Genomic DNA, 14,366 nt, shown 5'->3' with positions numbered 1-14,366 from the left:
AGCAGCGGTTCGAGGTCGTACTGGCCGGCGGCATCGAGCCCGCGGACGCGGACCAGATCCTCGACGCGGCGGTCGCGCCCGCGCCCGGCGATGAACACGACCAGGTCGACGGTCTCGGCGATCAGCGCGCGCGGTACGGTGATGACCGCTTCCTGGATGAGCTGCTCGAGCCGCAACAGCGCGCCCGCCGCCGAGCCGGCGTGGAGCGTGGCGATGCCGCCGGGATGGCCGGTGCCCCAGGCCTTGAGCAGGTCCAGCGCTTCGGGACCGCGCACTTCGCCGACGATGATCCGGTCGGGACGCAGCCGCAGCGTCGAGCGGACCAGCTCGGTCATGCTGGCAATGCCGGGCTTGGTGCGCAGCGCGACGGTGTCGTGCGCGGCGCACTGCAGCTCGGTGGCGGTGCCGAGCGCGTCGGAGATGCGCTTGGCGGTGCGCTCGTCGTTGGTCGCGAAGGCGACGCGGACGTGGCAATTGTCGAGGATCGCGTTGTTGGGGCCGTAGGCCTTCTCGATCTGGTTCAAGGACTGCGCGATCAGGAAGGCGCGCAGGCCGTAGCCTGCCATGAAGGCGAGGGCGGACTCGAAGAAGTCGAGCCGCCCCAGCGCCGGAAACTCGTCGAGCATCAGCAGCACGCGGTGCCGCCGGGCTATGCCGTCCGCGCCGTCGAGGCTCTCGGTCAGCCGGCGGCCGATCTGGTTGAGAATCAGCCGCACCAGCGGCTTGGTCCGCGAGATGTCCGAGGGCGGCACCACCAGATAGAGCGAGACCGGCGCGTCGGCTTCGATCAGGTCGGCGATCCGCCAGTCGCAGCGCGAGGTGACGGCCGCGACGGTCGGATCGCGATAGAGTCCTAGGAACGACATCGCGGTCGAGAGCACGCCCGAGCGCTCGTTCTCGCTCTTGTTGAGCAGCTCGCGCGCTGCCGAGGCGATCACCGGATGGACGCCGGCGTCGCCCAGGTGCGGCGTGGTCATCATCGCCGCCAGAGTCCGCTCGAACGAGCGCGCCGGATCGGAGAGGAAGGCGGCGACCCGCGCGAGCGTCTTCTCCTCCTCGGCGTACAGCACATGGAGGATCGCGCCGACCAACAGCGCATGGCTGGTCTTCTCCCAATGGTTGCGCCGCTCGAGCGCGCCTTCCGGGTCGACCAGGATGTCGGCGATGTTCTGGACGTCGCGCACCTCGTGCGCGCCGCGGCGGACCTCGAGCAGCGGATTGTAGGCGGCGGAGCGGTCGTCAGTGGGATTGAACAGCAGGCAGTGCGAGAAGCGCGCCCGCCAGCCGGCGGTCAGTTGCCAATTCTCGCCCTTGATGTCGTGGACCACCGCCGAGCCGGTCCAGCCGAGCAGCGACGGCACGACCAGGCCGACGCCCTTGCCCGAGCGGGTCGGCGCGAACGCCATGACATGCTCGGGTCCGTCGTGGCGCAGATAGGCCGAACGCGACCGTCCGAGGAACACGCCGTCGGCCGCCGCGAGCCCGGCCGCGGCGATGTCGCGCGGCCCCGCCCAGCGCGCCGAGCCGTCGGTGGTGACGTTGCGCGCCTGCCGCGCGCGCCACACCGATCCCGCGACCGCGGTCAGCGTGCCGGTGAGCCCGCCGACCGCCGCGATCCCGCCGCCGATCGCGAAAATGCGCGGCGCATAGGCCTCGTAGAGGAACCACCAGATGAAGATCGACCAGGGCTCGTAGATCGGCGTGCCGCGCCACAGGAACAGAGGCGCCCCCAAGGCGGGTTGATAGCCGAGCGCGGCGGCCGTCCATTGGGTCGCGGCGACCAGGCCCGCGAGAACGCAGGCCAGCACCAGCGACAATTGACCGAACAGCACCGTGGTAGGCTGCATGCTCCGCGCCTCCCTGAACAGGCGGGCGGCACCTCGTGCGTCGCCCGCGGCTCAAGGTTCGGCGAACAAAGCGTCCTCGGTCAAAGACTTGCGGGATATGAGCACGAACCGCAAAGGTATTGATTCCGGTCTGAGCGCAGCCGCCGAAAGAAGAGCGCAGATCAACGCGCTACAGCGTGCGACGAAATTTCGGCGCTCCCCGTTCCGTAAGGAGCAACAACAGGATGCACTCTTGCGGAGGACCGGCCGGCGGGGCGGCGTGCGCGCGGGCTTGGGCGCCAGCCGCCGCTGCGACCTCCGGTCCGAGCAAGTGTGCCACGCGGACCCACAAGGCGCGACCCCTGGCGGCTTCGCCAGAAGGCGTCAGTGTGCGCTCCGCTAATCCCCGCGTTCCGCTTTCGTGAGCCCACACCGAATCCGATTGAAGAAACGCGCAATCGTCGCGTCGTCAACGGGAAGCGGCGCTGTGTTTTCCCGCTCAGCGCGGTTTAGGTGCTGGGGAATCAACCCCATCCATTTGGAGCCCGCGATATTCGACACATCCCTTAGCGTATCGCGCCTGACGCTGACGTTCCGACTGTACGTGGGATCGGTACCAACCGCTCGAACCAATCAATCACATGCCTCGAATAATGAGGGTTCCTGAAGATCGAAGAGTGATCAGCGTCGTCGTAGGCAATCAACGTAACGTCCTTGCCTACGGATTTCATGGCAAAATACATATGCAGCGATTGCTCCATCGCGACGGCATCATCCCGTTTTCCATGAAGTAGTAGCAAAGGGGCCTGGATATTATGTACCCCGGACAACGGAGACTCTCTCCAAAAAGCCTCGGGGTCTTCCCAGATGGTTTTCCCAATTCTCAACTGTCCCCCCGTCGGGGAAGAGTTCGTAATTGGAGAGAAGGCGCCGGATATCCAATCTGAAATGCCAGCCACACTGACCCCGGCCGAAATATCGGGCAGGCGAGTCATGATGCAGGTCGCGGCCCAGCCACCAAAGCTATGACCGAATACTCCAACACGCCGCACGTCGGCGTAACCAAGCGCTTCGACCTGACGAATTGCAGCCCTGACTTCATCCGCAAGCGCGGAACAACTGTTCCCTCCTCCTTGAGTAGGAAACTCTGGTTTGAACACTGAATATCCGCGGCGAACCAAATCCGCGAGCGGAATGTGGAGTTCCGTGTCGGCAGTCACAAATTGCTGATCATCGACTTTAATGTAGTGCTCATCGCGCGGATACAGTTGTATGATCAGTGGCGGTTTTGCGAAATTTTGACCTGCTGTCGCTGGAAGGAAAATCCTGCCGGCTCGGGGCTGTGAATTGTAGCTCCATCTTACAATCCGTGATGAGCCGGCTGCGGCCAGATCGGTGTTTACCGATGTAAGCCGTCGCAGCGCATGCGACCGCGGGTCAAACAGGTTGATCTCCTCGCCATTCTCCGCGCTCTCAATCACAAAGGCGATACGGCCCGTCTTGGACACGGTGGGGAGCCGCCTTGAGGTCAATCTGCCGGGAATGGAGAGCTTCCGGGAAGCGTCCTCTGCGCGGCCGTCAACGTCGGCAAACGCGATCGACGCATCGCACGACATGCCTACTATCGTCCCAAGAGACAGTGTCAGCGAATTCTGTGCAACGTCGCACGCGAACTTGCCTGAAAGGCTACGCGCCGCGCCGGAACGCGCCGAGACTACCCACAGTTGCCGTCTCCAACTGCCGTTCATCAGCACCTGGCGGGAAACAAGAAGCTCCGCGCCGTTGGCCGTCCAATCAATTCTGTCGCTTGCGCCGAATTTGCGCCCCGCATAGGTTGCATCCCTTCCCTCAACAGTTCGATCCGCTTCGGGAGCTTCTCCGGGAAGATCTATCTTGCCGGTCAGATTTGTCAGCGTCCCCGATTGCAGTTCATAGAGGATGATGTCGCCATCCGTGGTCGGCCCGCTTTCGACAAACGCGATTTTCCTGCTGTCCGGTGACCAGGACGTTCGCTCCGGATACGCTTTCATCAGCAGTGGCTGACGTTTGCTGGCGTCCGGCTGCTTGATCGAAAGCACTTCATAATAAACATGCCTCTGCGGAATGACATCATTGCGCGGGCCTTCATATGCGATCAGAATTGAGCGGCCGTCTGGGGAAACTTTAATACTCTGTAGTAGGGATCGTGAAGCGATCGTCGATATTTCGCCGTCTTCTGTACTGATCAAACGCGCTTCCACGACGCTAGTAGTATTAACGGCTTTCAATCCAGCAGTGTCGCGTGAGCTTATTCGCGTTGCGCCGTCGTTTTCTGGATCGGACATCAAAAGCCGCTCCCACGGCAGCCGATGTCCTTTGGCGCTCCTAATTGAAAGCTCGGAGAGGGGCGTCCCTGAAGGCGGAGCAAGAAATATCACGCTTCGAGAATCGGGTGTCCACTCAAGGGACTGAACAACGCACCCGCCTTCACGGGCTCGTTCCGCCCGTCCGCAGACCGCACCACTGTCCCCAAGCGACAAGCGGCCACGCTTCGTATCCCAGATGATCAGCCGCCAGATATCACCTTCCACTGCCGTATAGGCAATCTTTGAGCTGTCCGGCGCCCAGATTGGCGGGTTTACGTGATCCTTCGCGTTTACCAGATACGCGGCGCCGGGTAGCTGGATCGTGGCACCCGTCATCACGTTGATGAGATGGTAAGTCGCCAGCACCGGCTCCCCGTTTCGATCCGCGGCCATCCGATAAAGGACATAGGTGCCATCCGGGGAGATGGAGGAATTTGATATTCGCTCCAGCCGTCTAGGCGGTGCCTCCTCCTTTGCTTCCAGATTGCCTTCGGATTGAGCCGGTCCAGCACAGGTTAGAATGAGAGCCACCGAGACCCAGACGACTCGAAGCGCGCGCGCTACTTGCATAAGAAATCATCCAGTTGACTGGAACCTAGAAGGCCTTGCGCAGGCTCAGGCGGAAGCGGCGCATGCGTGGGTCGCCGTATGTGCTGTAGCCGTCCGCTGCAGCTATGGTCGCCAAGATCGGGGGGCGCTTGTCGAATACGTTAAGGACGCTGAAGAGCACCTCCACATTCTCCAAGATGCTTCCTCCTAGCTCGCTGCCCGAGAAGCGGTGCCGAAATGAGAGGTCATGGTACATCTGGGAGGGAACTGTTGCCGATCCCTGGTTCAGCGTTTTCTGGGAGCAGGGGTTCGCAAGATCAGTGGCTACACAGATCGAATAGGAATCATAATATTGCGCGTTCCAACTCAAAGTGGTTCCGCCGATCGTCCAGTCAAGGCCGACGTTTCCTCTCCATTCGAGGATACCGCCGCTGAAGCCCACCGAGCTGACGAACGGCAATGTCGGAAGCGTCTGCCGCTCGAAGGTCGGCTGCCATGTCGCCACAGCGTAGAGTTGAACCGCCCCGGCCTTTCCGAGGTCGAACTCATAGTCCGCCTGGATGTCGACCGCCTCGACCTTGCTGCCGGTCACGTTGAGCAGGCTCCGGTCGATGCTTTCAACAACGCCGCCGGTGTAGCCGCGAGCGATGTCGTCAGGCGTCAGGGGCTTTCGTATTACACGGCCGGCCAGCGCATCTTCGAGGTTCAGGATCGTCTGAAAATCTGGGCTGAACAATTCATCGGTCTTCCGAATATTGGTGTAGTCCACCGACAAACGGAGGCCACGAACCGAAGGAGGCGAAAGCACCGCACCGATCGACCAGCTCTCCGAGCGTTCAGGCGAAAGATCAGGATTTCCGCTCGTGATTTGCGTGAAGGCGAAAGTGGAGGTCCCATTCCCACGTTTGGGATCGACTAGGGCCAGCGAGAAACCGGTCACGATATTCGGCACAATCTGCGTTATCGATGGTGGCAGGAAGCCGGTGTTATAACTCCCGCGAAGCGACAGCCCCTTGAAGGGAGAGTATTTGACGGCGGCTGTGTAGCTTGTCGCCGACACTCTGTTGGTGCTGTAGGTCAAGTCTGGGAGGGGACCTTCGGGTGACGGCACGGTGGCGGAGGTCGGGCTCGGTGCCACTGTGCGGTAGCGCTCATAACGGACAGAGCCTTGAAGCTCGAGTTCGTTGATCAACGAGATGGAGTTCGCTTCGGAAAACAGAGGAACACGGACTTCCGCATAGGAAGCCAGAACGGACTGCCGCCGTGCAGGAAAGAACATGGTATTGCGCGCAGCGCTTGCGTTCACGGAAGTTGTGAAAATGTCTTCCGCCTCATCCTCTCTCCACTCCAGCAGACCCGTGACCGTAGCCTTTCCGGCCGGAAGTGTAGCGATTGGTCCCGACAGCCGGAAGCTGGCATTCCGGAAAATCGTCTTGTTTGTGCTCTGGAGCGTTGGCGTAGGAAGCAAGTACGGGCCAAAATCGAGGGGAAATGCATTGAGGTCCTTGATGGGATTCAATGTGCCATTCTGAAGTGCCGTGAGCAGCGAGATGCCCGGGCCGCTCCCATCGGGATCGCCGAGGAACTGTTCCGTTGCGCGCCGCTTTAGTTCGCCGAAACCCCAGGTGAAGTCTGCGGCTGCGGACCAGTTGCTCGGTAGCCGCAGAATCAGCCCACCCGTCGCTCGGACGGTAGTCGAGTCATTGATGAACGGGAATCCAGGACCGGTCACCGGATACCGCACCAGGATCGCGTTCTGGAACGGATTGGTTGGTGCCGACCCGGGAATAGTCACGATGCTTGTCGGGAATCCGGTCAGACCGTCAGCGCCATTGTCCAGCCATGTGAAGTCGGCGAAGACATCGAGCTTTTCATTGAACTTCCGGTTCACATTGACGGACACCGAGTTGGTCGTCATCCCCGAGAACAGGGCGCGTCGGGCGGCACTGACATCGTTGGGAATGCCGAGGCTGTATTGGCCGGCATTGCCGACCAGCGCGGCGCCACCATCAGAACCCGCATATCCGATCGGGACAAAGGTGCGGTTCGATCCCAGCGATGCTCCACTGTCCAGAACAAGTGGTGCATTGCTGCAGGTTGTCGCGGTTGGCGAAGCGGCCGAACAGATGTTGGTGGTATAGCCGGATGGCGGCGATGTAAGGTTATAGAACGCATTGGGATTGTTCGCGAACTGCAGCGCGCGGGCGCGCTCCACGAAATCCCGGTCCCCGGTGTACAGAGGCTCAGATCGCTCATGGCTGGCGGCGACCAAGATTCGGGTGCGACCGCCTTCGAGGGCAATGCCGGCGCTGGCATCGATCCGGTAGGTTCCGCTGTCGCCGCGATCGGTGAGCCCGAAGGTCAAATTTCCTTCGAGCCCTGTATAATCCTTCCGCGTGATGATATTTACGACGCCGCCGGTGGCCCCTCCACCATAAATGCCCGAAGCCGTCGCAGGCAGAACCTCGATCCTTTCGATCGCCGAAAGCGGCAGGCCGTTGATGTCCGGCTGGCGAACGGACGCATTTTGGACCGCGCCCGGAAACCTGCGGCCGTCCACGAGAATCAGGGTCTGATTGGCTCCGAGGCCGCGCAGGTTGATCGTGCTGCGATTGCCATTTGCCGCAGCCTGACTGAACGACATGTCGAGAGAATTCATGGGAAGACGGGTCTTCAGAAAGTCTTCCAGGTTTGTTGCCTGAGAGCGCCTGACATCATCGCCGCTGAACACGACATAGGGCTGTGCGTCATCCTCCGTGCGCTTGATGTCGGCGTTGATCGTCCGTCGCCCCACGACAAGAATATCAGGCGTGGCGCCGGCCGACCGATCCGAATCGTCCACATTGGAAACTGCGCCATCCCCCAAAGACGCCACAGTGTCAGCTTGCGCCCCTGCGGCTGAAGGCCGGACAATGAACAAGCCCGAGGTGCCGCGCTCGACCGTCAGTCCCGAGCCACCGATCAGGCGCTCGAGGGCTTGCCGCGCGGACATCTGGCCCTTGATGGCGGTGCTACGCCTGCCACGCACGGCCTTGTCGTCGAAAGCGACCTGCTGGCGCGACGCGCGCGCGAACGCGCGCAGCGCCGGCCCCATGTCCTGAGCAGGAATGTCGAAGCTGTAGGTCTGCTCCTGCGCATAGGCGGGCACCGCCTGCGCGAACATCAGCGTCGCGGTCGCGGCGATGCCACTCCTGAGCAACTGCTTCGAATTCCCCATCGCCATCGTTTCGTACCCCCCGTTTAGCGTCCGCCGCGCGTTCGGCGAAATGCGGAGGGTAGGACGCGCCACGCACGGGCAGGGACAGCGCCGCCCGCTGAATTTGTTAACGATCAGTCGCGTTTCAGCGTCACGCTGTCGGCCCCGGGAACCGCCTTGACGCCGTAAAGCGCTGACATGCCTTCGACAAAGGCGTCGGTGTCGCCGGCGGTGTAGACGCCGTCGACCTTGAGCGACGCGACATAGGAATCTCCCACAACGAGCTTCTTCGCCGCGTAGCGGTTCATACGCTCGACTGCGGCGGGCAGGGCCTCGCCGTCGAAGCTCAGCTGGCCTCCCTCCCAAGAGAGGCTGCGCGGCAGATCGGCCAGCGCGATCGTCGCGGTCCCGGCGCTGATCGGCGTGACCAGCTCACGGCCGGGCGTCAGCGCCTGGGCGGCCGGAAGCGGCGGCGCGCCGCCAGCACGCTTGAGCTCAAGTTGCCGGGGCGCGGCACCGCCTGAAGGCTGGTCGAGCACGTCGACATGCCCCTCGTAGAGCAGCACGCGGACCTGGCCGCGGAGGATCTCGACGCTGAACGAGGTGCCGGTGGCGACGATCAGCTTATCGCCGGCGAGCACGCTGAACGGGCGGAGTGGATCCCTGGCGACATCGAACTTCGCGCGCCCGCTAAGCAGCGTGAGCTCGCGGCGGTTGCTCGCCAAGTGGACATCGACCTTGGTGGCGGCATCTAGCGACAGGCGCGAACCGTCCTGAAGCATCGCGATGCGCCGCTCGCCGATGCCGGTCTCGAAGACCTGGACCGGGTCGTGAAGCAGCATGAGGCTGGTTAGCGCCACCAGCAGGATCGCCGCGACGGTGCCGACCGGCCAATACCAGCGTCGCGAGGCGCGGCGCACCCAACGGCGGCTATTGCCGTCGCGAAAGGCGTCGAGCGCTTCGGTGCGCGCGTGGATCACCTCGGGGCGATGCGCGGCTGCTTCCGCCGTCTGCCAGACCAGCACTGCGTCGTCGAACGCCTCGGCATTGCCGGGCACCGCGAGCCAAGCGTCGAACTCGCGCTGCTCGTGGGGCGACAGCCGATCCTCGGCGAGCCGCATGCACCAGATCGCGGCCTCCTCGTCGCGCCCCTCGGGCATGTCCTGGGGGTCGACGCGGCTCATGGCGCGTCCCTCAGCCGAGCCATGAAGAACGCCATCGCCTTGGCGACATGCTTCTTGACCGCGCTGCTGGTGATGCCCAGCGCGTCGGCGATCTCGCCCTGGCCCATCTGCTCGATGCGGTAGAGGACGAAGATGATGCGGGTCCGCTCAGGCAGCTCGTCGAGGCTCCGAGTGAAGCTCTCCATGGCGGCGCGGCCAACCGCGATGCGATGCGGGTCGAGCGGCTCGACCCCCAGGTCGTCGACCTGGCCGAGGCTCTCGCGATAGTCGGCTCGCACCCGCGCCCGCCGCGCGCGGTCGGTGAGCAGGTTCGCCGCCACCTGGAACACATAGGCGTCGGGCGACGTGGTGATGGTTTCGCTGCTGCCGAGGAGGCGCGCGAACACTTCCTGGGTCAGGTCCTCGGCCTCCGCATGATCGCGGACGCGGCGCAGGAAAAACGACATGAGCGCGGGCCGCCAGCGGCGGTTGAACTGCACCTGATCACTGACCTGCTCCGTCTGCACCGGTCCGACGCCTTCCAATCGGCGGGATGATGATATCGCATAAGACGCAGCAGGCGAACGCCGGGACAGCGACTCTGCCAAAATGGTTCGGATCTGGCCACGGCGATCGCCGTTTCGGGGATTCACGGCCCGATGCCGCGCGTGCGGCCGAGGTTCCAGCTGATCTCCGACCCGCGCGCGACGCCCGAAATCCACTGACCGAGCCGCTGTTCGATCACCGGCCGCCAAGGCACGAGCGCGAACCCGCCGGCACCGTCGTCGAGCATGGCGAAGCGGCCGCTCGGACGGTCGACCGCACCGACATAGGTACCGGCGACGGCGCCATGCGCAGCGCCGCGATACGCCAGCCCGGTGTCGGCGGCGATCGTCCGCGCCGCGGCGTCGAGGTCGCGGACGCGCAGCTGCGCGAGCAGGTCGCGCGCGAGGATCAACCGTCCGTTCGCGCGCCGAGCCAAGCCTTCGCGCTCGAGCACGGCTTCGCGCCGGCCGAGCGCGTCGCGCACTTCGGCGCCGAACCCGCCAAGCGCAAGCCGGTCGCGGCCCTCGACCAGGGTCTGGTCGAGCCAGGTGGCGCCGATCGCGCGGACCTGCGCGTCGAGCGGCAAGGTCGACCGCAGCCGCGGCGCCACGTCCTGCGTGCGGTCGTGCGCCGCGCCGCGCGCGACGAAGTCCGGCGGCACCCGCCAGCGATCGCCGTCGAGCCGTTCGGCCAGGCCCGCGCGCCGCAGCGCCTCAAGCCGCCGGACGTGCGCGGCAACGAAGCCGTCGGGATTGCGCTCGCTCGCGGCGCGCGCGCGATGCCGCGCGACCGAGTAGATCCCGTCCTCAGCGACGGCGGCGATCGTCCGATCGGCCGCGCCGGCACGGTGCAGCTCGACGATGCCGCCGACAGGCCAGGCGGCGAGGTCGCTGCCGCGGGGCAGCCGCGCGTAGTGGGCGCGGCCGTCGACGCCGTCGATCACCAGATAGCCCTGATCGCCGAGCTCGTCGGCAAGGCCCTTGGCGGCGATGCAGCCGGTCACCGCGCCTTGCGCCTCGTCCTCGCCGGGCAGGACCAAGGCGCGCTGGCCGGCGCCGAACGCCCGCTGCATCGTGCGGACAATGTCGCCGCGCTCCCCGAGCGCGCGCAGCGTCGGTTCGAGCTGCGCCGCGAGCCGCCAGCGGCCGCGTCCCACCGGCTCGGCGAGGCCCAGCGTTTCGAGGTGGTGCAGCCGGCGCCCCTGAGCGCTTCGCAGCGGCCCGGACGGCGTCACCTCGCGTTCCGAGCCCGCCGCGCGGACGAGTGCGCGGTCGAGTCCGGTCCAGCGATCGGCGACCGCGTCGCGATCGAGCGCCTGGGCGATCTCGCGTTCGGTGCGCGGCCCGAGCCATTCGGTGGCGAGCCCGGAGGCGCGCATGCGCATGCCGTGTGCGATATAGTCGCGGGCGATGACTAGGTCGGCGCCGGCTTGGTCGACGCCGCGCAGCACGACATGGCTATGGGGATTGGCGGTTTCGTGATGATCGACCGCGACCCAATCGAGCCGCGTGCCGAGGTCCGCTTCCATCCGCGCCATCAGCCCGCGGGTAAAGGCTTTGAGATCGCCAAGCGCCGCGCCGTCCTCCGGCGCGACGATGATGCGGAACTGATGGCGGTCGCCGCGGCCGCGCGCCTCGAAATCGCCCGTGTCGATCTGCTCGGCGTCGCGGCCATAGGCATGGCCGCGCTCGCCATTGGGTCCGACCGCGTCGCGCTCGAGATAGGCGAGATGGGTGATCGTCGAGCGCGCGCCGGCGTCGGCCAGCACCATCAACCGGGTCTTGATCACCACGCGCCGCGCCTGCCGGCCGAGCTGCGATCCGACCAGCCGCGCGGCGATCGCGCCGCGCGCGAGCCGCGCCGCGGACGCGCGGCGGCGCTGCGGCGGGCGAAGCGGTCCGGCCTTGCCCGCGGCGCGCAGCACGCGGGTGACGAACTTCGCCGACGGTCCCCGGCGAGGCCGCCTCGGCGGACGCGGCCGAAGCCGGAAGTCGTCGTCAGCGCCGGCCATCGGTCATGCCCCGGCGCAGCCCGGCGCGCACGGCACGCGGGACGTGGGAGAACAGCAGCCAAAACGGCGATCGGCGGCACCGCGCGTTCCTCGGCGCGTGCCGCGCCAACCGATGTGCAGACCGCCGCAAACGCGCCGGCGCGTGCCGTGGCCTTCTATCTTGCCCAGCTCCGCAACCTTCATTGCTGCACGTCCTGGCCCCGATCCCGCCGCTGCGCGCGCAACGGAAAGAACAGGCGATCGTCGGGCGCCCGCGCGGTCGCGAACAGCGTCTGGGGCGCGGGCGCGGCTGGCGGCGCAGCGGCGGCCGATGCGCCGATCGCCAGCCGCGCCGATACCGTGGCGAGATAGGTTCGCGTTTCGAGCGGCAGCCTGCGGCGCCCGGCGAGATAGTCGGCGTAGCGGCCGGGCCCGGCGTTGTAGGCGGCGAGGAAGCCGGGACTGCCGAACCGGTCGAACATCAGCCGAAGATAGGCGGCGCCGGCGAGGATGTTGTCGCGCGGCGCGAACGGATCGGGGCCGAGCCCGTGCCGACGCGCCATCTCCGCATAGGTCGCGGGCATCACCTGCATCAGCCCCATCGCGCCGGCGCGGCTGACGATCGGCAGCCCATTGCGGTGCGTGCGCCCGCCGCTCTCGGCGCGCATCACCTCGCGGATCCACGCTTCGGGCATATCGAAGCGCTGCGACGCCTCGGCGACATAGGCGGCCCAGGGATCGCCGGCCGGGGCCGCAGGGGCCTGCGCCCGCGCCGCGCTCGCCGCAAGGAGCAGCGCCAGAAGCGCGGCCTTCACCATGTCCAGAGCGGCCGGACGCGTGCAATGATCTGCGACCGCCGGACCGGGCCGAAATAGCGCCCGTCGAACGAGTCCGTCGCAGCGGCGAGGAGCAGCAGCTCGTCGGCGGCGAGCCGGCGGCATCCCGACCAGCGCGGCAGCGGCCGGCCGGCGCGGTCGCGCGGACGCGCCAGCGCGACCGTGTGGCCGTCGATGCTCAGCCACATGCCGGCGCGGCAGACGCGCGCGCCCGCGGTCGCCGCGACGCGCTTCAGCAGCGGGACGGTCCTGGGAACATACCCGCGGCGGTCGGCCAGCGCCGCCGCCGCGGGCGGCGGCCAGGCGAGCACCTGGTCGCCGACGCGCAGCCGATCTGCGGGCGCGGCCGCGTACCAGCCGCGCGGCGCGCTGGCGGAAGGATTGTAGGTGAGCCGGATCGGGAAGCTCCCCGCAGCCGCCGCGGCGAGCAGGGCGAGGCCGCCGGCAGCGAGCGCCAAAGTGCTCCGGCGAGTCATGGCGCGAGGCTCCGCCGCGCCGCGGCCGCGCCCTGCGCCAGCCGATCGAACGGCCGCGGATCGTCGCGCACCGCAAGCCGGGTGCCGGCCGCGCGCCAGTGGTCGGGGTCGAGCGCGGCGGGGTCGCCGCCGGCCGCCTCGATCGCGTCGACGAACGCCAGCGCGCGTTTGGCCGGGCCTTTGCCGGCAGCGTCGATCAGCAGTTCGGCGCCGGGCTGGATGCCGCGCAGCGTGACGACGAGCGCGCCCGGCGAGGCGGCGCGGAGCACTGCGAAGCGCCAGCGGATCGTGCCGAATTCGTTCGCTTCCCAATCGACCAGGCCGAAGCATTGGCCTGGCGCGAACAGGGCGAGCGAATGCCGGCCGCGTCGCCGTTCGGCGACCGGCGCGCCGAAGCGCAGCCAGCGGTCGGCGCGCTCGCGTCGATGAAGCAGATGCACGGCGGTCAGGGCCAGGGTCATGGCGCGGCTTCCGGGAATTCGCGGTCGAGCAACGCGCGCAGCATTTCGGCGACGGTCTGTCCCTGCGCGAAGGCGGCGAGCTTGATCCGCCCGCGCAGCGCCGGCGTCACATCCAGGGTCAGCCGCGCGGTGTAGATGTCGGCGCGCGGCGTGCGCGGCGCCGCTTCCGGCGCGCGCACCCAGGCGTCGGAATCGCGCGGCCGCGCGGCGAAGCCGCGATCGGCGGGCGCGCCGGTCATGGCGCCAGCGCCTCGACTTCGGCGGCGAGCGCGGCGATCTCCGCCGCGGCCGGGCCGGCGGGGTCGAGCTCGTCGGCGAGCCGGCCGGTCCGCATCGCCTCGGCGAACGCGACGCGCTGTCCGATCCGGCTGTCGAGCCGCGGCGGATCGGCCGCGGCCAGCGCGGCGGCAGTGTCGCGCAGCAGATGGGTGCGGGGCGCGCAGCGGTTGAGCGCGAAGCGCGCGGCCAGCTCGGGCCGGAACAGCCGCGCCTCCTCGATCAGCCGGAGCATTTCGGCCGACGCCCAGCCGTCGAGCGGCGAGGGCTGGACGGGGACCAGCACCAGATCGGCGGCGAGCAGCGCCGCGCGCGCGACGCCGGTGACGCGCGGCGGACCGTCGATCAGGATATGCGCCGCGCCGCGGGCGAGCGCGGGCAATTCGCGGTGGAGCGTTTCACGCGGCAGGCCGACGACGCCGAACCGGCGGTCGAGCCCCTCGCGGGCGCGGGCGTCGGACCAGTCGAGCGCCGACGCCTGCGGATCGGCGTCGACCAGCAGCACGGGCCGCCCTTCGGCCGCCCAGGCTCCGGCGAGATGGAGCGCGAGCGTGGTCTTGCCGACCCCGCCTTTCTGGTTGAGCAGCGCGACGATCACCGGGACTTGTCCACAGCAAGCCGGGCGCGCTCGGCGTTAGAAGGATTCCGAAGGAATCTGTTAGAAAGGTTAGAGGGCGCGGTTTTCCGCGGCTTTGCGCGAGT

General features: G+C 66.9%; 10 protein-coding genes and 1 pseudogene. All 11 read right to left on the bottom strand.

Annotated elements, in window-relative coordinates; translation table 11 throughout:
* Positions 1–104: 104 nt before the first annotated feature.
* Positions 105–1,847: pseudogene (gene traG, locus OK349_RS03760) on the bottom strand (IncP-type conjugal transfer protein TraG); the annotation flags it as partial.
* A 545-nt stretch (positions 1,848–2,392) separates the two neighbouring features.
* On the bottom strand, positions 2,393–4,741 hold the full coding sequence (locus tag OK349_RS03755) for a S9 family peptidase (protein ID WP_265116481.1): 2,349 nt from the start codon (positions 4,739–4,741) through the stop codon (positions 2,393–2,395).
* Between the two features lie 25 nt (positions 4,742–4,766).
* On the bottom strand, positions 4,767–7,943 hold the full coding sequence (locus tag OK349_RS03750) for a TonB-dependent receptor (RefSeq protein WP_265116480.1): 3,177 nt from the start codon (positions 7,941–7,943) through the stop codon (positions 4,767–4,769).
* Between the two features lie 107 nt (positions 7,944–8,050).
* On the bottom strand, positions 8,051–9,100 hold the full coding sequence (locus OK349_RS03745; protein WP_265116479.1) for a FecR family protein: 1,050 nt from the start codon (positions 9,098–9,100) through the stop codon (positions 8,051–8,053).
* Positions 9,097–9,606: an RNA polymerase sigma factor gene (locus OK349_RS03740; protein ID WP_265116478.1), complete on the bottom strand. Its 510-nt coding sequence runs from the start codon at positions 9,604–9,606 to the stop codon at positions 9,097–9,099. The genes OK349_RS03745 and OK349_RS03740 overlap by 4 nt, the downstream gene beginning before the upstream one ends.
* A gap of 122 nt (positions 9,607–9,728) precedes the next feature.
* The gene (locus OK349_RS03735; RefSeq protein WP_265116477.1) at positions 9,729–11,636 is read right to left on the bottom strand and encodes a DUF3363 domain-containing protein; all 1,908 of its coding nucleotides are present in this window, start codon (positions 11,634–11,636) and stop codon (positions 9,729–9,731) included.
* Positions 11,637–11,815: 179 nt separating this feature from the next.
* Entirely contained in the window at positions 11,816–12,433 is a 618-nt protein-coding gene (locus tag OK349_RS03730) for a lytic transglycosylase domain-containing protein (protein ID WP_372340533.1), read from the bottom strand.
* The gene (locus OK349_RS03725; protein WP_265116476.1) at positions 12,427–12,927 is read right to left on the bottom strand and encodes a S26 family signal peptidase; all 501 of its coding nucleotides are present in this window, start codon (positions 12,925–12,927) and stop codon (positions 12,427–12,429) included. Before OK349_RS03725 ends, OK349_RS03730 begins: the two co-directional genes overlap by 7 nt.
* Positions 12,924–13,388, bottom strand: a complete 465-nt coding sequence (locus OK349_RS03720; protein ID WP_265116475.1) for a DUF2840 domain-containing protein — start codon at positions 13,386–13,388, stop codon at positions 12,924–12,926. The genes OK349_RS03725 and OK349_RS03720 overlap by 4 nt, the downstream gene beginning before the upstream one ends.
* A complete protein-coding gene (locus OK349_RS03715) occupies positions 13,385–13,627 on the bottom strand; it encodes a ribbon-helix-helix protein (RefSeq protein ID WP_265116474.1) in 243 nt (80 codons plus the stop codon). Before OK349_RS03715 ends, OK349_RS03720 begins: the two co-directional genes overlap by 4 nt.
* A complete protein-coding gene (parA, locus tag OK349_RS03710; RefSeq protein ID WP_265116473.1) occupies positions 13,624–14,262 on the bottom strand; it encodes a ParA family partition ATPase in 639 nt (212 codons plus the stop codon). Before parA ends, OK349_RS03715 begins: the two co-directional genes overlap by 4 nt.
* Positions 14,263–14,366: the final 104 nt, after the last annotated feature.

This window comes from Sphingomonas sp. BT-65 (genome assembly GCF_026107375.2).
Classification (GTDB): domain Bacteria; phylum Pseudomonadota; class Alphaproteobacteria; order Sphingomonadales; family Sphingomonadaceae; genus Sphingomonas.
The sequence above is the reverse complement of the archived record's forward strand: the minus strand, read 5'-3'. Positions and strand labels throughout refer to the sequence as shown.